This is a genomic window from Pseudomonas alloputida (assembly GCF_021283545.2).
Taxonomy (GTDB): Bacteria; Pseudomonadota; Gammaproteobacteria; order Pseudomonadales; family Pseudomonadaceae; genus Aquipseudomonas; species Aquipseudomonas alloputida.
Window position 1 is genome coordinate 1,580,874 of record NZ_CP128540.1, and the last position, 24,346, is coordinate 1,605,219.

General features: G+C 59.3%; 23 protein-coding genes and 2 pseudogenes. 16 read left to right on the forward strand and 9 right to left on the reverse strand.

Translation table 11 applies throughout. The annotated features are described in order from the left end of the window. The first annotated feature begins 123 nt into the window (after positions 1-123). Positions 124-1,245, forward strand: coding sequence for a beta-ketoacyl-ACP synthase III (locus tag LU682_RS07285; protein WP_049587008.1), 1,122 nt, complete (start codon positions 124-126; stop codon positions 1,243-1,245). A gap of 200 nt (positions 1,246-1,445) precedes the next feature. Here LU682_RS07285 and LU682_RS07290 read toward each other — a convergent pair whose 3' ends face one another. Continuing rightward, positions 1,446-2,690 (reverse strand): putative porin, encoded by a 1,245-nt coding sequence (locus LU682_RS07290; RefSeq protein WP_003254615.1) that lies wholly within the window; start codon positions 2,688-2,690, stop codon positions 1,446-1,448. 262 nt (positions 2,691-2,952) lie between these two features. On the opposite strand from LU682_RS07290, the gene LU682_RS07295 reads away from it, so the two are divergent. Next, positions 2,953-4,080: a GNAT family N-acetyltransferase gene (locus LU682_RS07295; protein WP_049587010.1), complete on the forward strand. Its 1,128-nt coding sequence runs from the start codon at positions 2,953-2,955 to the stop codon at positions 4,078-4,080. A 105-nt stretch (positions 4,081-4,185) separates the two neighbouring features. Here LU682_RS07295 and LU682_RS07300 read toward each other — a convergent pair whose 3' ends face one another. The 4 genes from LU682_RS07300 to LU682_RS07315 all read right to left on the reverse strand — a co-directional run bounded on the left by LU682_RS07300 (position 4,186) and on the right by LU682_RS07315 (position 8,381). Continuing rightward, positions 4,186-6,018: an ABC transporter ATP-binding protein gene (locus LU682_RS07300; protein WP_060489451.1), complete on the reverse strand. Its 1,833-nt coding sequence runs from the start codon at positions 6,016-6,018 to the stop codon at positions 4,186-4,188. Between the two features lie 62 nt (positions 6,019-6,080). Beyond that, a complete protein-coding gene (locus tag LU682_RS07305) occupies positions 6,081-6,638 on the reverse strand; it encodes a peptidylprolyl isomerase A (protein ID WP_010955216.1) in 558 nt (185 codons plus the stop codon). After that, positions 6,632-7,444 (reverse strand): alpha/beta fold hydrolase, encoded by an 813-nt coding sequence (locus LU682_RS07310; protein ID WP_010955215.1) that lies wholly within the window; start codon positions 7,442-7,444, stop codon positions 6,632-6,634. The genes LU682_RS07305 and LU682_RS07310 overlap by 7 nt, the downstream gene beginning before the upstream one ends. Before the next feature lie 13 nt (positions 7,445-7,457). Continuing rightward, entirely contained in the window at positions 7,458-8,381 is a 924-nt protein-coding gene (locus LU682_RS07315) for a LysR family transcriptional regulator (protein WP_003254610.1), read from the reverse strand. A gap of 48 nt (positions 8,382-8,429) precedes the next feature. On the opposite strand from LU682_RS07315, the gene LU682_RS07320 reads away from it, so the two are divergent. The 3 genes from LU682_RS07320 (at position 8,430) to LU682_RS07330 (ending at position 10,586) form a co-directional block, all read left to right on the forward strand. Then, on the forward strand, positions 8,430-8,744 hold the full coding sequence (locus LU682_RS07320; RefSeq protein WP_012051530.1) for a hypothetical protein: 315 nt from the start codon (positions 8,430-8,432) through the stop codon (positions 8,742-8,744). Positions 8,745-8,855: 111 nt separating this feature from the next. Further along, positions 8,856-9,455 (forward strand): FMN-dependent NADH-azoreductase, encoded by a 600-nt coding sequence (locus tag LU682_RS07325; RefSeq protein ID WP_003254608.1) that lies wholly within the window; start codon positions 8,856-8,858, stop codon positions 9,453-9,455. 255 nt (positions 9,456-9,710) lie between these two features. After that, positions 9,711-10,586 (forward strand): carboxylate/amino acid/amine transporter, encoded by an 876-nt coding sequence (locus LU682_RS07330; protein WP_003254607.1) that lies wholly within the window; start codon positions 9,711-9,713, stop codon positions 10,584-10,586. Between the two features lie 42 nt (positions 10,587-10,628). On the opposite strand, the pseudogene LU682_RS07335 reads toward LU682_RS07330, so the two are convergent. Further along, positions 10,629-11,240: pseudogene (locus tag LU682_RS07335) on the reverse strand (mechanosensitive ion channel family protein); the annotation flags it as partial. A gap of 597 nt (positions 11,241-11,837) precedes the next feature. On the opposite strand from LU682_RS07335, the gene LU682_RS07340 reads away from it, so the two are divergent. The 5 genes and pseudogenes from LU682_RS07340 to LU682_RS07360 all read left to right on the forward strand — a co-directional run bounded on the left by LU682_RS07340 (position 11,838) and on the right by LU682_RS07360 (position 16,701). Continuing rightward, the gene (locus LU682_RS07340) at positions 11,838-13,535 is read left to right on the forward strand and encodes a VPA1262 family N-terminal domain-containing protein (RefSeq protein ID WP_139139500.1); all 1,698 of its coding nucleotides are present in this window, start codon (positions 11,838-11,840) and stop codon (positions 13,533-13,535) included. Continuing rightward, on the forward strand, positions 13,532-14,959 hold the full coding sequence (locus LU682_RS07345) for a hypothetical protein (protein WP_060489452.1): 1,428 nt from the start codon (positions 13,532-13,534) through the stop codon (positions 14,957-14,959). The genes LU682_RS07340 and LU682_RS07345 overlap by 4 nt, the downstream gene beginning before the upstream one ends. Positions 14,960-15,041: 82 nt before the next feature. Then, positions 15,042-15,509 (forward strand): annotated as a pseudogene (locus tag LU682_RS07350) (DUF3732 domain-containing protein); the annotation flags it as partial. A gap of 584 nt (positions 15,510-16,093) precedes the next feature. Continuing rightward, positions 16,094-16,336, forward strand: a complete 243-nt coding sequence (locus LU682_RS07355; protein WP_010955213.1) for a hypothetical protein — start codon at positions 16,094-16,096, stop codon at positions 16,334-16,336. A gap of 95 nt (positions 16,337-16,431) precedes the next feature. Next, complete coding sequence (locus LU682_RS07360; protein WP_019471426.1) at positions 16,432-16,701, forward strand: DUF3077 domain-containing protein; 270 nt, start codon at positions 16,432-16,434, stop codon at positions 16,699-16,701. Between the two features lie 72 nt (positions 16,702-16,773). Here the strand turns inward: LU682_RS07360 and LU682_RS07365 are convergent, their stop codons facing one another. Next, the gene (locus LU682_RS07365; protein WP_010955212.1) at positions 16,774-18,075 is read right to left on the reverse strand and encodes a mechanosensitive ion channel family protein; all 1,302 of its coding nucleotides are present in this window, start codon (positions 18,073-18,075) and stop codon (positions 16,774-16,776) included. Positions 18,076-18,178: 103 nt separating this feature from the next. Between LU682_RS07365 and LU682_RS07370 the strand changes: the two genes are divergently transcribed. Continuing rightward, positions 18,179-19,540: a DEAD/DEAH box helicase gene (locus LU682_RS07370; RefSeq protein ID WP_012051553.1), complete on the forward strand. Its 1,362-nt coding sequence runs from the start codon at positions 18,179-18,181 to the stop codon at positions 19,538-19,540. A gap of 71 nt (positions 19,541-19,611) precedes the next feature. On the opposite strand, the gene LU682_RS07375 is transcribed toward LU682_RS07370, so the two are convergent. Next, the gene (locus LU682_RS07375) at positions 19,612-19,884 is read right to left on the reverse strand and encodes a hypothetical protein (protein ID WP_003254599.1); all 273 of its coding nucleotides are present in this window, start codon (positions 19,882-19,884) and stop codon (positions 19,612-19,614) included. 215 nt (positions 19,885-20,099) lie between these two features. Between LU682_RS07375 and LU682_RS07380 the strand changes: the two genes are divergently transcribed. The 4 genes from LU682_RS07380 to LU682_RS07395 all read left to right on the forward strand — a co-directional run bounded on the left by LU682_RS07380 (position 20,100) and on the right by LU682_RS07395 (position 22,114). Beyond that, the gene (locus LU682_RS07380) at positions 20,100-20,378 is read left to right on the forward strand and encodes a BrnT family toxin (RefSeq protein WP_010955211.1); all 279 of its coding nucleotides are present in this window, start codon (positions 20,100-20,102) and stop codon (positions 20,376-20,378) included. After that, positions 20,356-20,610 (forward strand): BrnA antitoxin family protein, encoded by a 255-nt coding sequence (locus LU682_RS07385; RefSeq protein ID WP_004576871.1) that lies wholly within the window; start codon positions 20,356-20,358, stop codon positions 20,608-20,610. The genes LU682_RS07380 and LU682_RS07385 overlap by 23 nt, the downstream gene beginning before the upstream one ends. 76 nt (positions 20,611-20,686) lie before the next feature. Continuing rightward, positions 20,687-21,082: a hypothetical protein gene (locus LU682_RS07390; RefSeq protein ID WP_014590069.1), complete on the forward strand. Its 396-nt coding sequence runs from the start codon at positions 20,687-20,689 to the stop codon at positions 21,080-21,082. A 105-nt stretch (positions 21,083-21,187) separates the two neighbouring features. After that, positions 21,188-22,114 (forward strand): DMT family transporter, encoded by a 927-nt coding sequence (locus LU682_RS07395; protein WP_010955209.1) that lies wholly within the window; start codon positions 21,188-21,190, stop codon positions 22,112-22,114. An 18-nt stretch (positions 22,115-22,132) separates the two neighbouring features. On the opposite strand, the gene LU682_RS07400 is transcribed toward LU682_RS07395, so the two are convergent. After that, positions 22,133-23,305 (reverse strand): MFS transporter, encoded by a 1,173-nt coding sequence (locus LU682_RS07400; RefSeq protein WP_010955208.1) that lies wholly within the window; start codon positions 23,303-23,305, stop codon positions 22,133-22,135. Positions 23,306-23,409: 104 nt separating this feature from the next. On the opposite strand from LU682_RS07400, the gene ptrR reads away from it, so the two are divergent. Continuing rightward, positions 23,410-24,303, forward strand: a complete 894-nt coding sequence (gene ptrR, locus LU682_RS07405; RefSeq protein WP_010955207.1) for a putrescine utilization regulator PtrR — start codon at positions 23,410-23,412, stop codon at positions 24,301-24,303. Positions 24,304-24,346 lie beyond the last annotated feature (43 nt).

The window sequence follows — 24,346 nt, forward strand, 5'->3', positions numbered from 1 at the left end:
TTGGCGGATAAGCCCGCCGCGCGGGGGTAAACGTATGCCCCTGAATTGGCACTAAAGTGCCATTAACCTGTCATGTTTCCAGCCAGCGCCCTGTGGCGATGGCCTTTGACCAGAGGAACGACCGTGCATAACGTCGTGATCAGCGGCACCGGCCTGTACACCCCGGCCCAGAGCATTTCCAACGAAGAGCTGGTGGCTTCCTTCAATGCCTGGTCGCAGCAGTTCAACCAGGACAACGCTGCCGCCATCGAGCGCGGTGAAGTCGAGGCGGCGCCGCTCTCCGACGCGGCGTTTATCGAAAAGGCCTCGGGCATCAAGAGCCGCTTTGTCATGGACAAGGCCGGTATCCTCGACCCGCAGCGCATGAAGCCGCGCCTGCCCGAGCGCAGCAACGATGAGCCGTCGGTGCTGTGTGAAATGGCCGTGGCCGCTGCCCGCCAGGCCCTGGAGCGCGCAGGCCGAACGGCGGCCGATGTCGACGGGGTGATCGTCGCCTGCTCCAACTTGCAGCGCCCTTACCCGGCGATCGCCATCGAAGTGCAACAGGCACTGGGTGTCCAGGGCTTTGCCTTCGACATGAACGTGGCCTGCTCGTCGGCCACCTTCGGCATCCAGACCGCCGCCAATAGCGTAGCGCTGGGCCAGGCGCGGGCGGTGCTGATGGTCAACCCCGAAGTGTGCACCGGCCACCTCAACTTCCGTGACCGCGACAGCCATTTCATTTTTGGCGATGCCGCCACCGCCGTGTTGCTGGAGCGTGCCGACCAGGCCACTTCGGCGCACCAGTTCGACATCGTCAGCAGCAAGCTCTGGACTGAGTTCTCCAACAACATCCGCAACAACTTCGGCTTCCTCAACCGTGCGGCGGAAGAGGGCGAAGGCGCTGCGGACAAGCTGTTCATACAGGAAGGCCGCAAGGTGTTCCGCGAGGTGTGCCCGAAGGTGGCCGAGCTGATCGGTGAGCACCTGCAGGAGAACGGGTTGCAACCAGGCGACGTGAAGCGCTTCTGGCTGCACCAGGCCAACCTCAGCATGAACCAGCTGATCGTCAAGAAACTGTTGGGGCGTGAAGTGGCCGAGGAAGAGGCACCGGTGATTCTGGACCGTTACGCCAATACCAGCTCGGCGGGGTCGGTGATTGCCTTCCACCTGTACCAGGATGACCTGGCCAAAGGCTCGTTGGGCGTGTTGAGCTCGTTTGGTGCGGGGTATTCGATTGGTAGTGTGATTCTGCGCAAGCGCTGATTCATCAGGCGCCTGTTACGGCCTCTTCGCGGGCTTGCCCGCTCCCACAGGTACAGCACAGTTCTCAAGGTCTGTGGTGATACTGTGGGAGCGGGCAAGCCCGCGAAGGGGCCGGCGCATTTCACACAGACAAAAAGAAGCGGGAAACGCCGGATGGGGTCGGCGTTTCCCGCTTCAGGTGAAGCAGAGCAGGGTGTTGCTTAGAACTTGGCTTCCAGGTCTACCTGCAGGGTGTCGACGTCAGCATTGCTGTTCGGCAGCTGCGACAGGTCGGTCTTGGCCATCAGGTAGGCAGCACCCAGGGAGAAGTTCTTGTCGATCTCGTAACCGACCTTGAACTTGTGACCGCGCGAACCGGTGTAGCCGTTGCCGAAGTCCGAATCGGTGAACAGGCTGACCACCGCGTTACGCTGCACATCGCGGTAGTTGTAGTCCAGGCTCCAGGCACCCATTTTGGTTTTCAGGCCAGCCAGCCAGGCCTGATCTTCGCCGTCGGTGCTGTCGGTGTTCTTCACGTACTGGCCATAGGCCGACAACGGAATGGCCAAGCCAGTGAAGTCGATCTGGCCAAAGCCTTCCACCAGATTGAACTCGTTGGTGGTGTTGCCGAACGACTGCAGGATGGCTGCTTCCTTGTCGTTGTCGTAACCATAGATGCTGGCACCCACGGTGAGCTTGAGCACGTCGGCCGGCGCGAACTTGGCGCCCAACTGGCCGTGGTAGACCTGCGCATCGTGCTTGTACTGGACGCCGTCACCATCGACGTTGTCCTTCAGGGTGTACTGACCGGCGCTGGCAAAGACTTCGGCCCCGCCCAGGTCAGCCTTGTAAGTGGCCGCCACACCTTCCGGGTTGATGTCGCTATCCCAGATGATGTCGCCCATGCTCACCCAAGGCTGTTGCATCTTGCCGCCAATCAGGTGCAGGTTAGGCACTGCAGTCGGGTGCCAGTCGAGGTAGGCCAGGTCGACCCACAGCGACTTCTTGTCGAAGTAGTTGTCGAAGCTCTGGTTGGTCGAACGTCGGTCAGCGCTGCTGCCAGTGGCGATACGGACCCCAGCGTCGACCTGCGGGTTGATCTCGCTGTAGAAGCCGACACGGGCACGTACTCGCTGGCGGTCCTGGTTGCCGCTGCTGCTGTTCGGATCGTCGACGTTGACGTCTTCGTAACGCAGGCGCACGTCACCCTTGATCTGGGTCTTGGCGGCCCATGCCACTTTTTGTTCAAAGGAGCTCATACGTTCGGACTGAGCTTTCTGGTCGGCCTTTTCCTTGGTTTCTTTTGCCAGGTCGCCCTGCAGTTCGTTGTACTGCGCCTGGTTGATCGAGCCATTGGCGCGGAGCATTTCGAGCAGCTTGGCGTCGACAGCAGCACTGGCCGGGGCACTCAGGGCCAGCATCATGCCGGTGAGGCTTACTCCGGTAAGTGTGGAAACAAGACGCATAAGGTTCTCCCTACTGAAAAAAATGGGGGAGGCTCAAGCGCCTGCCCCTGCGTTGGCATGTCTTCGGAAAGGGCCTGAATAGACAGGTTCTAGGGTTCCGGAAAACAGGCGCAAGTATTGCGGGGGCCAATGACAGATTAATGTCTGATTAGTGGCACTGTTGTTAAGTAATTGAGTATTGAAGGACCCACCCGGCGTTCGTCATTTGAGCGACGGGCCTTCCTTGGGGATACTGACGGTCTTCAGACAGCGAGCCGAAAACGTGACCAGCCTGTACAGCCTTGCCCACCTGCGTGATCTTTCGACGGCCACCTGGGATGCCCTTGTGCCAGCCGGCCAACCCTTCCTGCGCCATGCTTTTCTCAGTGCAATGGAGGACAGCGGCAGCGTGGCGCGCAACACGGGCTGGGCCGCCGAGCACCTGGTGCTGGAGCGTGACGGACAGGTACGGGCGCTGTTGCCCGCGTACCGCAAGTGGCACTCGTTTGGCGAGTATGTGTTCGATCATGGTTGGGCCGATGCTTGTGAGCGGGCCGGTATCGCCTACTACCCAAAACTGCTTGGCGCTGTGCCGTTCAGCCCGGTCAGCGGCCCACGGCTGCTGACGGCCGATCCGGCTGACGGTTTGTTGATGCTGCAGGCCCTGCCGGAGTATCTGGGCAAGGGTGGGCTTTCCGGAGCGCACATCAACTTCACCGACCCGGCGCTGGACGCGCAGTTGGCGGGCCTGCCTGGGTGGATGGAACGCCTGGGCTGCCAGTTTCACTGGCAAAACCGGGGGTATCGCGACTTCCAGGACTTTCTCGACAGCCTCAGCTCGCGCAAGCGCAAGCAGATGCGCAAGGAGCGCGAGCAGGTGGCGGGGCAGGGTATCGACTTCCGCTGGTACCGCGGTGATGAACTGGACGAGGCACAGTGGGATTTCGTCTTTCTATGCTATGCCAACACCTATGCGGTGCGTCGTCGTGCCCCCTACCTGACGCGCGAATTTTTCAGTCTGCTGGCCGAGCGCATGCCCGAGGCGGTGCGCGTGGTGATGGCCCGCCAGGGTGGGCGTGATGTGGCCATGGCCTTGAGCCTGGTGGGCGGCGACAGCCTGTTTGGCCGCTACTGGGGCTGCCTGGATGAGTTCGACCGGCTGCATTTCGAGACGTGTTTCTACCAGGGCATGGACTTTGCCATTGCCGAGGGTTACCAGCGTTTCGATGCCGGGGCACAGGGCGAGCACAAGTTGATACGCGGGTTCGAGCCGGTGTTGACGCGGTCGTGGCATTACCTGCTGCACCCGGGGTTGCGGCGGGCGGTGGAGGATTTTCTGCTGCAGGAACGGGAAGGGGTCAAGGGGTATGCCGAAGAGGCGCGGGGGATGTTGCCCTACCGCCGGGACTGAGAGATCTGTGTTGCCTGTGCCGGCCTTTTCGCGGGTAAACCCGCTCCTACAACGATAGCGAACCTGTGTAGGAGCGGGTTTACCCGCGAAAAGGCCGCGCAGGTGTCAATCGACCCCGACAAAACCTCCGGTCTGGTGGTGCCACAACCGGGCATACAGCCCTTGCTGCTCCAGCAACTCACTGTGGCTGCCACTCTCGACAATTCGCCCCTTGTCCAGCACCACCAGCCGGTCCATACGGGCAATGGTGGAAAGCCGGTGGGCAATGGCGATTACCGTCTTGCCCTGCATCAGCGTCTCCAGGCTTTCCTGGATCGCCGCTTCCACTTCCGAATCCAGCGCCGAGGTGGCCTCGTCCATGATCAGGATCGGCGCATTCTTCAACAGGACCCGTGCAATGGCGATACGCTGACGCTGGCCACCCGACAGCTTGACCCCGCGTTCGCCCACATGGGCATCGAAACCGGTGCGGCCCTGGGCATCCGAAAGCTGTGGGATGAACTCGTCAGCCCGCGCGCGGCGCACAGCTTCATGCAGTTCTGCATCGCTGGCACCGGGGCGGCCGTACAGCAGGTTTTCGCGAATCGAACGGTGCAGCAGCGAGGTATCCTGGGTGATCATGCCGATCTGTGCACGCAGGCTGGCCTGGCTCACCTTGGCAATGTCCTGGCCGTCGATGAGGATGCGCCCACCCTGCACGTCGTACAGACGCAACAGCAGGTTGACCAGAGTCGACTTGCCTGCCCCGGACGGGCCGATCAAACCGATTTTCTCACCCGGGCGGATGTCCAGGTTGAGCCCTTCTATGACATTGGTGGCCTTGCCGTAATGGAAGTCGACGTCAACGAAACGCACCGCGCCGCGGCTGACCTTCAGGGCCGGCGCATTGGGCGGGTCGGTGACGGTGACCGGCTGGGCGATGGTCTGCAGGCCGTCCTGCACCATGCCGATGTTCTCGAAGATGCCGTTGACCACCCACATGATCCAGCCCGACATGTTGACGATGCGGATCACCAGGCCAGTGGCCAGGGCGATGGCACCCACGGTGATCAGCGATTGGCTCCACAGCCACAGGGCAAGGCCGGTGGTGGCGACCACCAGCAGGCCATTGAGGGTGGTGATGACCACGTCCATGCTGGTGATCACCCGGGAGGCCAGCTGGGTTTTCTCGGTCTGCTCGCGGATTGCCTCACGCGCATACTGCTGTTCGTAGTCGGTATGGGCGAACAGCTTCAGCGTTGCGATGTTGGTGTAGCCGTCGACGATACGCCCCATCAGCTTGGAACGTGCGTCCGAAGACACCACCGAGCGCTCCTTGACCCGTGGCACGAAGTAGAACAGCGCTGCAATGTAGCTGACGATCCACGCCAGCAGCGGCAGCATCAGGCGCCAGTCGGCCTCGGCGAACAGCACCAGCGAGGTGATGGCGTAGATCAGCACATGCCATAGCGCGTCCACCGCCTGCACGGCGGAATCGCGCAGCGAATTGCCGGTCTGCATGATGCGCTGGGCAATACGCCCGGCGAAGTCGCTCTGAAAGAAGTTCAGGCTCTGCTTGAGCACATAGGTATGGTTTTGCCAGCGGATCAGGCTGGTCATGCCGGGGTTGATAGTCTGGTGCACCAGCAGGTCGTGCAGGCCGAAGAACAATGGCCGCAGCAGCAGAATCACCACCAGCATCCAGATCAGCTCGCCGCTGTGCTCGCTAAAGAAGTTGGCATTGGGCGTACCCTGGGCCAGGTCGATGATCCGGCTGAGGTAGCTGAACATCGCCACCTCGATCAGCGAGGCGACCAGGCCGACCACCAGCAGGGCCACGAAGCTGGGCCACACCTGGCGCAGGTAATACAGGTAGAACGGCCACACCGTGCTCGGGGGGGCTTCGCTCGGTGCCTCGCGGAAAATATTGATCAGTCTTTCGAAACGGCGGTACAGCATGGGCGACAACACTCCTGTTCGTCCGACCCTCAGGCGGTTTCACATCCCTGTGAAGCCTGCAGTCAGTCGATACGTTTGGCGGACTTGATATAGACCGGATCGGCCGGTACGTCGCGCATGCCTTTTTTGATGGTGGTCGGCGAGTTGACGATCTGATCGACCACTTCCATGCCTTTGGTCACCTTGCCGAACACGGCATAACCGGCGTCGCGGCCTGGGTTGAGGAAGTCGTTGTCGGCGACGTTGATGAAGAATTGGCTGGTGGCCGAGTTCGGGTTGGACGTGCGTGCCATCGACAGGGTGCCGCGGGTGTTCTGCAGGCCGTTGCTGGCCTCGTTCTTGATCGGGTCGTTGGTGTTCTTCTGCACCATCTGGTCAGTGAAACCGCCGCCCTGGACCATGAACCCCGGGATCACGCGGTGGAAGATGGTGTTGTTGTAGAAGCCGCTGTCCACGTACTGCAGGAAGTTCTTGGTACTGAGCGGTGCCTTCTCGGCGTTCAGCTCGATTTCGACCTGGCCGAAGCTGGTGTCCAGCAGGACGTGCGGGGTCTTGTCGGAAGCCATGACACTGGTGGCGAAGGCGACCGAGCAGGCGGTGAGCAGGAGTTTTTTCAGCATGGGCTCAAAGATCCTTGAGAGGTGGAAGCGGCTGCGAGGAACTGCAGCAGGGTCTGGTTGAAGACCTCGGGTTGATCGAGGGGTGTAGCGTGCCGGGAATCGTCGACGACGACCAGCCTGGCGTTGGGTATGAGGGCGACATAGCGCTCTTTGAGTTGTATCGGCGTGTAATCGTGGTCGGCGGCGATCACCAGGGTAGGACAGTGAATCTGCCCGATGCGTTCCTGCACGCCCCAGTCGACGATGGCGTCGAAGCTTTTCAGGTAGGCGCGCTTGTCGTTGCGCGCCCAGCGCTGGGCCATTTTCTGCCGCAGGTCTGCTTGTTGTGGTTTGGGGAACAGCCGCTCGGCCAGCCCCTTGCCGACGGTTTCGACACTGAGGATGCGCGCCAGGCTCCAGCGCTTGAGCCACCACGCCCAGTCACTGCGGGTGCGGCGCTTGACCTCAGGGGCGCTGTTGACGATGCACAGGCTGCGCAACCATTGAGGGTGGTCGACGGCAAACTGGAAGCCGACCATGCCGCCCATGGACAAGCCGACGAAGTGCACCGGGCCTGTGTGCAAGTGTTCGAGCAGGGCCAGCAGGTCGGCACTGAAGGTGGCGATCTGGTAACCGTCAGCGGGTTTGTCGGAGCGACCGTGGCCGCGGATGTCCATGAGTATCACCCGGTAGTGGCGGCTGAACAGCGGCACCTGCAACTCCCAGTCCTGGCAGCTGGAGCCCAGGCCGTGTAGCAGCACCAAGGGTTCGCCCTGGCCATATTCCTCGTAATGCAGCGTGCATCCTTCGTGTTCGAAATAGGCCATGGGCGCGGTCCTCTCAGGCTTGTGGGGGGGCTGCGAAGGGCACGTCCAGTGGCGCGGTGTCGAAATTGCGCAGCAGGTCGATGAGAATCTGCGTGGCCGGGCCCAGGGTCTTCTCTTTGCTCGAATAAAGGTAGAACAGTGGGTGGCGGCTGCCACCCTGATCCAGCGGCAATGGCTTGAGCACGCCTTCGCGCAGCTCGCGCTCGATCATGTGACGGGGCAGCCAGGCAAAGCCCAGGCCGCTGCTGACGAAGGTGGCGGCGGTGCCCAGGCTGCCGACGGTCCAGCGCTGCTCGGCGCCCAGCCAGCCGACGTCGCGCGGTTGGGCGCGGCCGGAGTCACGAATCACCACCTGCAGCTGGCTTTCCAGGTCCTGGAAGGTCAGTTCGCGTCCCAGGCGGTGCAGGCTGTGTTCGGGGTGGGCGACGGCGATGAATTCCACTGCGCTCAATTCGGCGCCCAGGTAGCCGCCGATGCTGTAGCTGCTGATGGCCAGGTCGGCGATGCCTTCGTGCATCACTTCCTCCACGCCAGACAGCACTTCTTCACGCAGGCGCACCCGGCAGCCACGGCTTTGTGGCATGAACGCAGCCAGCGCGCGCACCAGGCGGGCGCTGGGGTAGGCGGCATCGACCACCAGGCGCACCTCGGCTTCCCAGCCCTGTTCCATGTGGTGGGCCAGGTCTTCGAGCTGGCTGGCCTGCTTGACCAGGTGGCGCGAGCGGCGCAGCAGCACATTGCCGGCCTCGGTCAGCACCGCCTTGCGGCCATCGATGCGCAACAGCGGGACGCCCAGCTGCTCCTGCATGCGGGCCACGGTGTAGCTGACCGATGACTGCGAGCGGTGCAAGGCCTCGGCGGCCTGGGCAAACCCGCCGTGATCGACCACTGCTTGCAGGGTTCGCCACTGGTCAAGGGTTACGCGCGGCGCTTTCATCTTTCGCTCCTGTTGTCCTAAGCTGCGCTCTTTCAAGGAGAGCGGCCCATGAAGAAATGTTGTGCGGCAATACTGATGTGCCTGCCCCTCGGGGCCATGGCTTATCCCATCGATGTGGAGAAGGAGCTGACCGGGGTCAAGCTCGACTACACCGCCTATGACACGGCCTATGACATTGGCGCCATCACCCTCAACAACTATGGGCAGGTCCCGGCGGCGTGCAAGGTGACCTTCCGTAATGGCCCAGAGGCACCGCGGGTGCGCCGGGTGAACGTACCGGCGGGTAAAAGCGTCGATGTCACCGCGAAATTCAATCGGCAAATCATCAAACTGCGGATCGCCTTGAACTGCAGCGCGGAATAAACTGATTAATCGATAGATTGGACCCACTTTTTACGCTTTTTTATCGATAGGTCAAGCCTTAATCTCACCTCCATCGAATCGCACCCTTTTTTGCCGATGGAGGCACCCCCCATGTCCCGCGTACTGATCATCGAAAGCAGCGCCCGCCAGCAGGATTCCGTTTCCCGTCAGCTGACCAAGGACTTCATCCAGCAATGGCAGGCCGCCCACCCGGCCGATCAGATCACTGTGCGCGACCTGGCAGTAAGCCCGGTTCCCCACCTGGATGCGAACCTGCTGGGCGGCTGGATGAAACCCGAAGAACAGCGCAGTGCCGCCGAACTGGAGGCCCTGGCCCGTTCCAACGAACTGACGGATGAGTTGTTGGCTGCCGACGTACTGGTGATGGCTGCGCCCATGTACAACTTCACCATCCCCAGCACCCTGAAAGCCTGGCTGGACCATGTGCTGCGTGCCGGCATCACCTTCAAATACACCCCGACCGGCCCGCAAGGCCTGCTGACTGGCAAGCGCGCCATCGTCCTGACTGCCCGCGGCGGCATCCATGCGGGTGCCAGCAGTGACCATCAGGAACCGTACCTGCGCCAGGTCATGGCTTTCATCGGCATCCACGATGTCGACTTCATCCATGCCGAAGGCCTGAACATGAGCGGCGAGTTCCACGAGAAGGGCGTCAACCAGGCCAAGGCCAAGCTGGCAGCGGTGGCCTGAGGCTTCACGAATTCCCAAACCTGACACCTGTTTTTGCTCCTTTGGGTGTACCTGCCCGGCTTGTATGGCCGGGCTTTTTTATGCCTGGGGTTTTTTGGTGGTCAGTGCCGGCCTATTCGCTCGCCGGATGATATGCAGGTCCCTGTGGGAGCGGGCGTGCCCGCGAAGAGGCCGGTACAGCCCCTACATTCCTCATGGTTGAACTCATTCGCTGCAACCCGCTAAGGTCGCGGCCTTGATTCACGAGAGGCAACCATGGGCTATCTGATAATCGTCGCGCTGATCCAGGCGTTTTCCTTCAGCTTGATCGGCGAGTACCTGGCCGGGCACGTCGACAGCTATTTCGCAGTGCTCGCCAGGGTGCTGCTGGCCGGCCTGGTGTTCCTGCCGCTGACCCGCTGGCGCCAGGTCGAGCCACGCTTCATGCGTTCCATGCTGCTGATTGGCGCGCTGCAGTACGGCATCACCTATGTCTGCCTGTACCTGAGCTTCCGCGTGCTCACCGTACCGGAGGTGCTGCTGTTCACGATCCTGACGCCGCTACACGTGACCTTGATCGAAGATGCCCTGAACCGGCGCTTCAACGCTTGGGCGCTAGTGGCCGCGCTGGTCGCCGTGGCCGGTGCTGCCGTGATCCGCTTCGACAGCATCAGCGGCGAGTTTTTCATCGGCTTCCTGCTGCTGCAACTGGCCAACTTCACCTACGCTGCCGGCCAGGTGCTGTACCGTCACTTGGTCGCTCGCCACCCCAGCGACCTGCCACACTACGCCCGCTTCGGTTACTTCTACCTCGGTGCGTTGCTGGTGGTGCTGCCGGCCTTCCTGCTGTTCGGCAATACCCAGCACTTGCCGAGCACTGACGTGCAATGGCTGGTGCTGTTGTTCCTGGGGCTGTGTCCGACGGCGCTGGGGCTGTACTGGTGGAACAAAGGTGCATGCCTGGTTTCTGGCGGTACGCTGGCGGTGATGAACAACCTGCATGTGCCGGTGGGGCTGCTGCTGAACCTGTTGATCTGGAACCAGCACGAGCCGTTGGGGCGGCTGTTCATCGGCGGGGGGATCATCCTGGCGTCGGTGTGGCTGAGCCGCCTGGGTGGGCGCGCACAGGCGCCGCTGGCCGGCAAGGCCTGACTCGCCCTTTGATCCGGGGGCTGCAGGGCAGCCCCGGCAATCTCAAGCCTCACTCATATCTTCAATGCGACGCGGCATCGGCTCTGCCGCCGTGCGCCCGGCCAACCCCACGCGCATGTCATTGCCACTCGGCTGCTGATACAGGCTCAAGCCGAACTCCGGCAACACCGCCAGCAGGTAGTCGAAGATATCCCCCTGGATGCGCTCGTAATCCGCTCACACCGTGGTGGCGGTGAAGCAGTAGATCTCCAGCGGCACGCCTTCGGCGGTGGTCTGCATCTGCCGCACCATGCAGGTCATGTTGGGGTGCACGTTGGGATGGTTCTTCAGATAGGCCAGGGCAAACGCGCGGAAGGTGCCGATGTTGGTCAGCTTGCGGCGGTTGGCCGACAGGTCCGCCACCGGCCCCAGCGCCTCGTTCCAGTTTTGCAGTTCCTGGCGCTTGCCCGCCAGGTAGTCACTCAGTAGCTGCACCTGGCTCAGGCGCTGTTCTTCTTCGCGGGTGAGGAAGCGCACGCCGGCGGCGTCGATGAACAGGCTGCGCTTGATGCGCCGGCCACCGGACTGCTGCATGCCGCGGTAATTGCGGAATGACTCGCTCATCAGGCGCCAGGTGGGGATGGAAACGAGGGTCTTGTCGAAGTTCTGCACGCGTGAGCTCTTCCCCGAAATGGACGTGGAGAAGTGATACAGATCAACAGGTTAAGATTTTTTGTCCATTGTCCATTTTTCTTCAAATCCATGGACACCCTTCCTCCCTGCAATCCATAAGCCTCCCGCACGCCCTCCCGGTAGCCGCAGTGGCATGCCATCTGGTTTCCGAGAGAAGCGCAATGACGATAGTATTGTGCCATTGCGTATGGACACCCGGATGCCCAGTAACCCTCGCCTGAAAGGTGAGGAGGGCGGTAGGAGCATGACATGGATCAGTTGCGCCACCGAACACACCGACAATATCCCGAAGCATCAATCCGGGAGGCTTCGTCGAGTCTGAGATTTGATGAGTCGGGCTGCCGAACAAAATTTCAATAGCTGAGGTACCCATGCATGAGTGAGCAGGAACAGAAGCTGGGACGTAAGCGGCGATACGCTTTTCATTTCGTTGACGTCGAATGTGGTTTCTTTCCAGTAAGAGGCTAGTTCGACACTGCCAGGATTTCGGCCACCTGTCACATGACACGGTGATCGGCCAAATCGAGCTGGGGCAGGGGGACGGTAGTCGCGACTAAGGCAAAATATTTTGGGGGGATAATGACTCAAGCTAGGTCGCAGAACATTAAAGAAGCAGTTGGTGCATTAAATTATTTAATTACTCCGGGCGTGCTGGGGCAGTTTACATGGTTTGAAGCAGTTGAAGTCATCGCTTTTGGTACCGATTCGGATGGTAAGAAAGTTGTACGAAATATCTTCTCAATTTATGTGGCGGAACAGGGCGAAAAGCCAATCTCACCGAAGTCGCCTTTTATAGATGCAAAATCAAAAAAGCTAAAGGGCTTTGATGGGTGGAGTTTTAGAGTTTCAAAACGTCCCGTGGATATCGGCGAGCTTATGGCGAGTCTCTGCTCTTATGGTCGTAGTGGGACTTGGGCGCCACCAGGGCAGCCTGCTCTTGAGGTTGGAAGTTTAGTAGCTGCTCCACCAGTGTTTTGCCCTCCGAACTCGCGGATTGAGGTGCCACTTAACGCCGTTTTAAAGAATAACTATTGGTCTGGGTCATACCTTGTTGAGCTCAAGGATGAGGGTAAGTCAAGATTGGTGGATTTAGTTCGTAAAGAGGCTCTTTTCGAAGAGCTATCTGAGTGGCTCGTGACGATGCTTCCGCTGAACCTTGCAATTGTCCCTGATCGCATAGGCGATGTGCTGTTCCAAATTCCTGCCAATGCATTGCTTGCCGAGTTTCGTCGGCGCCCAAACATGCCGCTTGAGATATGCTTGGCTTGGAGTCCTGTCGTTTCCCCACGAGCTATAGTTGGGGAGTATCGTATTGAGCATGACGGTATAATTTCTTGCCTTACTCGCTTTGATTTGAGCGAGGGTGTAACGAAGATAGATATACCGCAAGCGTCCGGGGATTTACAGTTTTCGGTCTGGGATGTGGAAAACGGCGTCCTCCTTGCTGCGTCAACTACGTTTGCACAAGGAGGGAAGTGGCGTTTTTCTTCAGAAACTAGTAGTGGAATGGAGGCGCCAAGGCGATTCAGAGTAACTAGCCCTAACGGAGACGTCGAAATACACGAAATCGCGCTGATGGAACCCTCAGGGGGATGGCGAAACCATCGGCAACCACGACACCCTGAGGACGTTGATTGGAAAGCGATAAGGCAGCTGAAAGCAAAGATGAAGCAGTTTGTTGTGTCTCGTAAATTCTTGCAATATGGCCTTGAAGGAAGTAATAGGCAAGATGAGAGGGTTCGAGCGTTGGATGACTTGCGCGTACTGATCCGCTCAGTCAGCCAAGGGGCAGTCTACCTATGGGATCCATACTTGTCGGCAAATGACATTCTCAACACTCTTGCTTTTTGTACTGACGCGGGGACTCAGCTCTGGGGGTTAACGTCTGTTAAACCATCAAAGATGCGTCCGGACTGCTCAGATGATGCGGACGACGAGTTAACTGAGGCCGACCCAGCTGGCGCGACAGATCGCGTGAAATGGATAACTGCTCAGCAAGAATTACTGAATCAAGCTTTTACGGGCTCGCCATGTATGAAGCTTGAATTTCGCATGAGCTGGGGTATTCAGAGAAGCTTTCATGATAGGTTTCTAATTTTTCCAGGGTTAGGCCGAGGCCGCACACGAGTATGGTCTCTTGGTGCATCGATAAATCACATTGGTGCGCAGCATTGTATTGTTCAGGAGGTGACCTATCCTGAGCCCGTACTCCAGGCTTTCCAAAGCTTTTGGAATCAAAGTGCTAAACCTGAACACCTGATATGGAAGTACTCATGAAGCAGAAGGACGCTTTAGTTGGCATCGCGGATAGAATTACTGGTGCTGAACCTCTGCAACCTGAAGCGCTTGGTTTCTCCCTTCTTGAATATGGAGAGGCTGCATTTGAATTGGTGCTTGATAGTCTAGTTGGTGAGTTCCCTTTTTTGTGGAATGGCAGAGAGTACTTCGAGGGTGGTGAGTCTGAAAAGTTTGATCATTTATTCTGCTGGCTTGTGCGTGAGATTTTCGATTTCCCCTGTGGTTTGATAAGGCCTGAGGCAGATCTAGCAAAATTACTAGCAGTTGCGGCGGCTCTTGATTGCGATGATCAACTATGGGGCGAGATTTACAGGATAAATCCCGTTCTTCCTGAGCGAGTTATTGCTGCTCTTGCCAGCTTGATCAAGGAAAGTCATGTCGATAGTGAGCGAGTCATTAGTAGGTATTATTGTAGTGATAGCCATGTTCGTGAGATTAAGGAGGATATTGCCAATAAGGATTGGAAGTCGGTAGAATGGGTAATCGACCAGTTTTGGATGGACTATCGCTCACCAATAAAGCTCCAGGCAGCAGCTGCACTGCACCGGTATAATGTACCCCTCCTGCAGAGCCTCATCGAAGGTGAAAAAGATTTTTTTGAATTGGCGTCCTACACGCGTCACGCCCCTATTGAAAAAATCATGCCGTTGGCAGTGGCGAGCCAGAACTGGACATTCAAATTTTGGGCTTTTCATCGTTCTGTTACGCATGCTAGTCGAAATATACCGTCCTCCCCTAACGAATGGGAGGTATTGTTGCGGGAAGCTTCAAAAAGCCCAACAGAGTGGCCTCGGTGGTTATCGGTTATAAATGAGTATCCGTCTCGCTACCCTCAAATTCAAAAGGCATTAGGAAGTGCGCTAGCGCAGGCTGAGGGCTGGGCGCTCGATATATATGTTAGCTCGATTTCTATGATTACGCCTGATATGGCTAGGAAGCCGGTAGCATCGGCGCTATCGGTCTTTAGAGAGAGGGCGGCCCTAAAGGAGCGAAAGCGGTTATGGCAGGCATCTTTCAATAAGTGGAAAGATTGGGATTTCGATGCTAAAGGTAAGTCTAAGCATCTGTTTTCGGTTTCATCAAGCTCTCTTGATTACGCAGTAATAGGTTACTTTGTAGAGTGTCTTGATGCGAAGCAGCGTCACGAACTAATTGAACAGCTAAGAAGTCGAGCTGTCTTGCTTGATCAGTCCTGGCATCCAAGTACTAGCTCAGCGATGACTGAACGATTTAAGCTGGCCTCTACCTATCAGCCTCTCGCACAAGCCGAATTAGCATGTTCTAGTCAAATTGACTGGCACATAGGGGACTCGTTTTCCACTCCACCATGGGAGGATGGTTCACTCTACCGGAGTCTGCGGTACGACACAGACTTTGATAATCCTACGTTTCTGACCATTTAATGCATTTTTCAGTGGCCTGAGTATTTTTGAACCCTCATAGGGTTTTGCTTGAAGCAGGCCATGGCGTCCAAATTGAAAAGGGGATACCTTCGATCTTTGGCATGAGAAGCCCATTGCTGGGGGACATGTGAAAAAGGTGTTTCTGCGCTCGATGGGCAGCGGTGCCAACTGGCTGTACTCCCACCTGACGCTCTTCATGGCACTGCATTACCAGTTCGCCGCACATCCCAAGTGTAAGGTGCCGCCGATCCTTTTCTTGGATCAGCCGACCCAGGTCTACTTCCCTTCTACTGACAACGCTGAAGCCTTCAAAGCCGACGAGCTACGTGGGGATCGGAAGACTACCAAGACGGTCGACGAAGACGTGGACGCGGTTTCGAAGATGTTCACTACCCTGGCCAAGTTTTGCGACACGACGTTCAAGGAAACCGGCGTCAAGCCGCAAATCATTGTCTGCGATCACGCGGATGGCCTGCCGTTGCAGGGCAACTATGTCTTCGAGGACTTCGTCCGCGCTCGGTGGAGAACGCGCGGTCTGATTGCCGAGTAACTGAAGTTCCAACCAGGGGGGGATAGCCTCCTGGTTGGAACTTGGATGAGGATTGGCTTGGACACTGAAGTTGAAGCCAAGATATGGCGGGCGGCGTGGACACATTATGTATTATGCGTCTGATTGCTCGTGGTCATTCAGAATGCACAGCGACTCAAGACGCGCGCATAGTTACAAGGCGAGTGCCCTTGATTGAGCGTTATGCGCTATGCACCGCCAGGCGTGCCTCCACGCAGAAAAACACTTTACTCACGGTGTGTGCGCGTTACATGCCGTTACGCCTAACGGCTAAAAAAATCAGATTTTGCCCCTTTCTTGTAGGACATTTCCCAAAGATACTGTCGCCCATTGTGCAGTTCCGAGTTGGCCACTAGTCTCGCTTGGTCGTTGCCATTCAACGACCGGCTTTGACAGGCCGACTCAAATTGCAATCCATAGCTGTACCTTCAATGGTGGCTGTGCGTGGGGCGCCTTCGGGTGCGCCGGGTTTCTCAATTTGACCGGTCTGTCAACCCGTGCACAGCTGCCACCCTTTGTTTGACAGCGAATGGCGGTAGTCCCAACCACAAATTGAGGGTTACACCATGCTGAAAATAGTCCCCGATCCACCTTACAATCTTCACTCCCTTGAAGACACACTGCTGATGGCAGCGGACTACGCACTGTGCGCGGAAGCCGTTGCTCAGCAAGCCGTTTTGATGCAGCCGAGATCACCCGTCTCGGTGTTGATGATGGCCTCAATGCACGAGCTGGAGACCCTCCGCAAGTTGCTCGAATCGGCGCTGGCTCAAGTCCAAAAGCCAGCGGACTCTCAGCCGTTGCATTAACCGCATCATGACTCGCCTGGGGGCCCCTGAAGGTGCCCGGCTTGCCGGCGATTGGGCCAGCCCAGGCAATAAAGATTTCGGGGAGATAATGAGCAGTGTCTACAGAAGAAACCAAATTCACCGTCGGCAAAACCACCTTCTATCAAGGTGAAAACCAGACCCATCCACTGTTCCGCATCGAGGCCGGCATCCCTTGCCAGAGCGCCCGCGAACAAGCTTCGGAGTTGATGGGCTACGCACGTGACATGACCCTGGACGGATTGATGGAAGACAAACCTCAGCTAATCTGGGCTTCGCACTACCTCTGTGCCTTGGCCAAGGCGCTGATGGATGATGCTGAATTGGGCATGATGAAAACCCCTTAAACACCATCATCCCGCCGCTCCTTTGCAGAGCGGCCTTGGCTCGTAAGGGGCTGCAAGGCAGCCCCGGCAATCTCAGGCCTCGCTCATTTCTTCAAGGTGTCGCGGCATCGGCTCCGCCGCCGTACGCCCGGCCAACCCCACGCGCATGTCATTGCCACTCGGCTGCTGATACAGGCTCAAGCCGAACTCCGGCAACACCGCCAGCAGGTAGTCGAAGATATCCCCCTGGATGCGCTCGTAATCCGCCCACACCGTGGTGGTGGTGAAGCAGTAGATCTCCAGCGGCACGCCTTCGGCGGTGGTCTGCATCTGCCGCACCATGCAGGTCATGTTGGGGTGCACGTTGGGATGGTTCTTCAGATAGGCCAGGGCAAACGCGCGGAAGGTGCCGATGTTGGTCAGCTTGCGGCGGTTGGCCGACAGGTCCGCCACCGGCCCCAGCGCCTCGTTCCAGTTTTGCAGTTCCTGGCGCTTGCCCGCCAGGTAGTCACTCAGTAGCTGCACCTGGCTCAGGCGCTGTTCTTCTTCGCGGGTGAGGAAGCGCACGCCGGCGGCGTCGATGAACAGGCTGCGCTTGATGCGCCGGCCACCGGACTGCTGCATGCCGCGGTAATTGCGGAATGACTCGCTCATCAGGCGCCAGGTGGGGATGGACACGATGGTCTTGTCGAAGTTCTGTACTTTCACCGTGTGCAAGGTGATGTCCACCACGTCGCCATCGGCGCCTACCTGCGGCATTTCGATCCAGTCCCCGACATGCAGCATGTCGTTGCTGGTCAGTTGCACGCTGGCGACGAATGACAGCAGGGTGTCCTTGTACACCAACAGCAATACCGCCGACATCGCACCCAGACCGGACAGCAGCAACAGCGGCGAGCGGTCGATCAGGGTGGCGACGATGATGATCGAGGCGAAGATCCACAACATCATCTTGGCCAGTTGCACGTAGCCCTTGATCGAGCGGGTGCGGGCGTGTTCGGTGCGGGCATAGATGTCGAGCAGGGCATCCAGCAGGCATGACAGCGCCATGGTCATGAACAACAGGGTAAAGGCCAGGGCGACATTGCCGAGGAAGTGCTGAGCGGTGTCGGACAGCTCAGGCACCAGCTTCAGGCCGAACTGCAGCACCAGGGACGGGGTCGTTTGTGCCAGGCGGTGGAACACCTTGTTGTGGCGCAGGTCGTCCAGCCACTTCAGTGCAGGCTGGCGGGCCAGCAGGCGCGCGCCGTGCAGTATCAGGAAGCGCGCCAGGCGGCCGACTACCAGGGAGATGAGCAGCAGTACCGCCAGACCGATGGCGGCGTGCAGCATGGGATGTTGGTCGAGGGTGCCCCACAGGTCGAGGGAGTCACGCCAGATTCGTTGGATATCCATGGGCTTGCGTACAGTCTTGTTGCGAAACGAAGCCGTATTAGAGCGCGGATAGCGACAAAGTTGCCAAAAGAAATTCGGCTAAGGCTGCAGAAAACGTTACCCTATGCAACTGAATTTCCCGCACTTGTCTGAGGTTACCTCCGTGTTCTCCCAATTCGCCCTGCATGAACGCCTGCTTAAAGCCGTGGCCGAGCTTAAATTTGTCGAGCCAACCCCGGTGCAGGCCGCGGCCATCCCCCTGGCCCTGCAAGGGCGGGATCTGCGTGTGACTGCGCAGACCGGCAGCGGCAAGACGGCGGCCTTCGTACTGCCACTGCTCAACCGTCTGGTCGACCTCAGCGGTCCGCGTGTCGAGATTCGCGCGTTGATCCTGCTGCCGACCCGTGAACTGGCCCAGCAGACCCTCAAGCAGGTGCAGCTGTTCTCGCAGTTCACCTACATCAAGTCGGGCCTGGTGACTGGCGGCGAAGACTTCAAGGAACAGGCCGCCATGCTGCGCAAGGTGCCTGACGTGCTGATCGGCACCCCGGGTCGCCTGCTCGAGCAGCTCAATGCCGGCAACCTCGACCTGTCCCACGTGCAGGTCCTGATCCTGGACGAAGCCGACCGCATGCTCGACATGGGCTTTGCCGAAGACATGGAGCGCCTGTGCAAAGAGTGCGAAAACCGCGAGCAGACCTTGCTGTTCTCGGCTACCACCGGTGGCGCGGCCCTGCGCGACATCATCGGCAAGGTGCTGAAAGACCCTGAACACCTGATGCTCAACAGTGTCTCGCAACTGGCTGAAGGCACCCGCCAGCAGATCATTACCGCCGACCACGACCAGCATAAAGAGCAGATCGCGCAGTGGTTGCTGGCCAACGAAACCTTCGACAAGGCGATCATCTTCACCAACACCCGCGCCATGGCCGACCGCATCTACGGTCACCTGGTGGCCAAGGACGTGAAGGCTTTCGTGCTGCATGGCGAAAAGGACCAGAAGGACCGCAAGCTGGCCATCGAGCGCTTCAAGCAGGGCAGCTCCAAAGTGCTGGTGGCGACCGACGTGGCAGCCCGTGGCCTGGATATCGACGGCCTGGACCTGGTGATCAACTTCGACATGCCACGTAGCGGTGACGAGTACGTACACCGTGTGGGCCGTACCGGCCGTGCCGGTGGCGAAGGCCTGGCGATCTCGTTGATCACCCACAACGACTGGAACCTGATGTCGAGCATCGAGCGCTACCTCAAGCAGCAGTTCGAGCGCCGGGTCATCAAGGAAGTGAAGGGCACCTACAACGGGCCGAAGAAGGTCAAGGCCTCGGGCAAGGCGGCCGGTAGCAAGAAGAAAAAGGTCGAGAAGAAGACCGGCGACAAGAAAGCTGCCGCCAAGCGCAAGCCTACTGCCAAGCCGAAAGCCAATGCGCCTCTGGCCAGTGCAGATGGCCTGGCACCGCTGAAGAAGCGCAAGCCTGCTGCTGAATAAGACTCACGCCGGCCCTTTGCAGAAGCGACGCAAGTTCGCATCTGCGAAGGGCGTGCGCAGGCGACGAACGATCACTCCGCTTTTTTCTCTGCCTGTTTCAACTCCTTGATCCGCTGGTCGATCAGCTGACACTTATCGGGCAAGTCCTTGCTCGCCGTCCCCAGATCCATCCCCTGAAGCTCATCATTGATCTCCTTGGCCTTTTGCGGGTTCTGCTCGGTCAACTGAGTAACCAGCCCGGCCAGCTCTTCACGTTTCTGCGTTGCTTCTTCAGGTGTGCAGGCCCAAGCGGGCAGGGCGCAGAGCAGGGCAGCGGCACAGGCTATGGGCAGTAGCGGTTTCATCCTTCCAACCTCCGGCGGTGGTGATGCCCGGTGGAGGGCTGTGGGCGCAGGGAAGTTCAGGGCTTGCGACCGATGGAAGATTTCTTTGGTGGTGGTAGTCCGTTTCTGAAACGCTCCCGTGTCCCTCCAGCGCTGTTGAGCAGCACGCTACATCGCTCTAGTCTCGAAGGAAAAGAGGGGGTATTGTATGTACAGCTGTAAATACAGGCCGTCCCATGTTCTTTGAATGGGACGAAGGGAAAAACCAGAGCAATATCCGCAAGCACGGCATCGACTTTGCCGACGTTCCTGACATGTTCAACCATCCCATGCTGATCCGGCGTGATGAGGATGTGGAATGTGCTGAAGAACGTTGGGTCAGCCTAGGATGGCTAAAGGCGCTGATAGGTGTCGTCGTGTACACGGAGAGGCGGGGTGAGGTGATACGCATCATTTCTGCAAGAAAAGCCACCAAACGGGAGGCCAGGTACTATGACCAAATCATCGAGAACTGACTGGAGCCGCCTGGCCCGACAGGACGACAAGGATATCGACACATCAGATATCCCTGAACTGGACCAGGACTTTTTCCGCCAGGCCGAGCTGCGCGTTCCCGCCAAGCAGACGGTGACCATTCGACTGGACTCAGATGTCCTCGCCTGGTTCAAGGAACAGGGCAGCGGCTACCAGACCCGCATCAATCAGTTGCTGCGCCAGTACATGCAAGCGCAACAACGCCAGCGCTAAGCGCTTCGGAACGCTTGGCAACCTTGGCAGGTCCCAACCTGTGTACCCCTTTCGTCCACAGCAGGAGCCCGTAGCCATGAGCATCGCCTACGACTGGGACCTGATCGAACGCTTGCTGCACGAAGTGCAGAACGGCGCCGGTCACAGCTTCACGCCCCGCCCCTATGCCGAGCAGCATGCTGCTGCACTGGCCGCCAAGGGTGAGCCGGTGGGTGACGTGGATCACCTGAAAACCCGTGCATGCGAGTATGAAAAGCTGCTATTCGAGCGCGGATTCATTGAATGCCGACCTGAAGAGGACGGCGGCAATGGCGAAAACTTCGTCCTGACCGAACGCGGCTCGCGCTTGATGAGCCTGATCGACAGCAGCATCCCCGGCTTCGAGCACCCGCGCCAGGTGCTGGATGAGCAAGAGGATGCGCTGGACGAAACGACGTTCGAACGGGTTTCTGCGAAGGCACAGATTGCTTGAGGTCGTTTTAAGGCTGGCAAGTGCAGCGTTCAAAACCCGATAATCGGTAGCTTCTGAACGCTGCCGAGCCTTGCTTATGCCTACGATCACCCCAGAGGCCCGCTTATGAGCGCGGTCCGCAAGAACCCAGACGCCTTTGCCTTCCAGGTAATGCTGGGCCTTTGCCTGATCTGGGGCTGCCAGCAGGTACTGATCAAGACCGCCGCCGTCGACATCGCGCCGGTGATGCAAGCAGCACTGCGCAATGGCATTGCCGCTGTGCTGGTAGGCCTGATGCTGTGCTGGCGGGGTGGCTGGGAGCAGGTCGGCAGCACCTGGCGCGCAGGGCTGGTGGCGGGCGGGCTGTTCGGGGTGGAGTTTCTGTTCATTGCCGAAGGGCTGAAACTGACCTCGGCGGCGCACATGTCGGTATTCCTCTATACCGCGCCGGTATTTACCGCCTTGGGCCTGCATTTTCGTCTACCCAGTGAACGCTTGCGGCTGCTGCAGTGGCTGGGCATTCTGCTGGCCTTCGGCGGCATTGCCATGGCCTTTGCCGGTGGCTCTTCGTTCGAGCACATGGACGGCCGCACCTTGCTGGGTGATGCCTTTGGCGTGATCGCCGGGCTGGCCTGGGGTGCGACCACGGTGGTGGTGCGCTGCTCGCGGTTGTCGGAGGCGCCAGCGACCTTGACCCTGTTCTATCAGCTGGCGGTCGGTTTTGCCGGGCTGTTGCTGATCGCTCTGCTCAGCGGGCAGATCGGCGCGGTGTCGCTGACGCCGCTGGCGATGGGCAGTGTATTGTTCCAGGGGATTGTGGTGTCGTTCATCAGCTACCTCACCTGGTTCTGGTTGCTGCGCAAATACCTGGCGTCGAACCTCGCGGTGTTTTCCTTCATTACCCCGTTGTTTGGGGTGACCTTTGGCGTTTTGCTGCTGGATGAGCCGCTCAGTGCGAATTTCGTGGTGGGGGCGTTGATGGTGTTGTTGGGTGTGATCCTGGTCAGTGCCGAGCCTTGGGTTAAACAACAATTGCGGCGGTTGGTAGGGTGATGGGTTGCCTGTACCGGCTCAGGATGCAACCTTGGCCTGACAGGCGCTTCCTTGTTGTGCATCACCCGGCAACTGAACCAACCCGCCAGCCACCACCAACCCGCCCGCCGCCAGCATCAATGCGGGTTGCAGCCCACCGCTGTAGTGGCTGCTGAGCGCCGCCAGCAGCGGCCCACTCAACTGCCCCAAGGCAAAGCATGCGGTCAGCAGCCCGGCATTGCGCTGTGTGGCCTGTGGCGCCAACTCGCGCGAGCGTTGCATGACCAGTTGCATGCAGGCCAGGAACGGCCCGCCACACAGCGCAACACCCAGCGCCAGCCCGATACCCCCACCCATCAGGCAGGCCAGCACACCCAGCCCTTGCAACCACAGGGTGGCGGTCAACCAGGTTGAAGTGCGGCCATCACGGCGCACGCTCACCAGCAAGACGCCCAACGCCGCCGCCAGGCCAAACGCCGGCCAGAACAGGTCAGCCAGCCACTGCCCGCGAAACTGCTGATTGGCCATCTGTGACAGAAAGGTGGCCGGCAGGATGTAGCCCATGCCATACAGGCCATACACCAACCCAAGGCGGCCAGTGCCGACATTGCGCGTCGGGCCTTGTCGTACTGGCGACTGAGTCGGTGCCGCTTGCAATGCCCGTGGCAACCACGGCCGCACGGCCAGCAGCATCACCAGCGCAGCTACGGCATAGATCAGCCACAGGGCTGCCGAGCCAAGCCCCAGCACATGCGCAACCAGTGCCAGTAGCCCGGTCACGGCGATACCGAGGCCGGGCCCGGCGAATACCAGCGCTCCCAGACGTTGGCGGTTGTGCGCAGTGGCTACTTGCTGGCTGAGGCTGGTGATCATCACCAGCACCCAGGCGCTGGCTACGCCTGTGCCAAAGCGCAGCAGCAGGTGGCCCCAAAAGCCGTTGGCAGCCCAGGAGGCCAGGGTCAGCAGCACACACAGCCACAGCCCCCCATGCAGGCGTCGCCGTACCTGGCCTGGCGAGCGGGCGAACATGGCGTCCACCGCGCCCACGAAATAGCCCAGGTAATTGGCCGCCGCGACCAGCCCAGCGACTGTCAGGTCGAACTGGCCCTCGGCAATCAGTTGCGGCAGTTGCGGGGTGAGGGCGAAACGGCCGATGCCCATGGCCATCATCAGCGCCACGGCGCTGGCGAGCAGTTGAATGAGTGGCGACATGACAGGTCTCCTGCGCAGGTAAGCGATAGATGGCAGGTTAGGGCGGTTTATTTTTCAATAAAATTGAATAATGATGATCAAGTTGTTCTGTTTTGGAGAATGCCGTGGAATTCAGCCAACTGCGTATCTTCCAGGCCGTGGCCGAGGAGGGCTCGGTTACCCGCGCCGCAGAGCGCCTGCACCGGGTGCCATCAAACCTTTCCACGCGCCTGCGCCAACTCGAGGAGCAGCTGGGCGTTGAACTGTTCCTGCGCGAACGTCAGCGCCTGCAACTGTCGCCAGCAGGCAAGGTGCTGCTGGACTATGCCAACCGTATGTCCGCCTTGCGCGACGAAGCGCTGGGCGCCGTGCGTGGCGGTCAGCCGGCTGGGGACTTCGTGCTGGGGACCATGTACAGCACGGCGGCGACCCACTTGCCGGCGTTGCTGGCGCGCTATCACCAGTCTTACCCGCAGGTGAACCTGCAAGTGCGTGCAGCACCCAGCGGCGAGTTGCTTGAAGGGCTGTTGAACCACACCCTGGATGCTGCTCTTGTGGACGGGCCACCGAGCCTTGCCGGGCTGGATGGCGTGCCGCTGTGCGATGAGCAACTGGTACTGATCACCAGCCCCGAGCACCCGGCGGTACTCACCGCCAAGGACGTGGCGGGCAAGGCGGTGTTCACCTTCCGCCAGGGCTGCTCGTACCGCATGCGTCTGGAGGCCTGGTATGCCCATGCCCATACGCCAATGGGGCGGGTGATGGAGATCGAGTCGTACCAGAGCATGCTGGCCTGTGTGATCGCGGGTGCGGGTGTGGCGATGATGGCCCAGTCGATGCTCGACAGCCTGCCTGGGCGTGATCGGGTGAGGGTGCACTCGCTGCAGGCACCTTTCGATCAGGCGGTCACCTGGCTGATGTGGCGCCAAGGTATGCGCGGGGCTAATCTGCAGGCATGGATCGACCTGCAACAAAGCGAAACGATTAACCAGTCGTCGGAATGCGCTGCCACGGCTTGATCCGAGTCAAAATCGCCCTTATCTGTAGGAACAGAGGAATGCG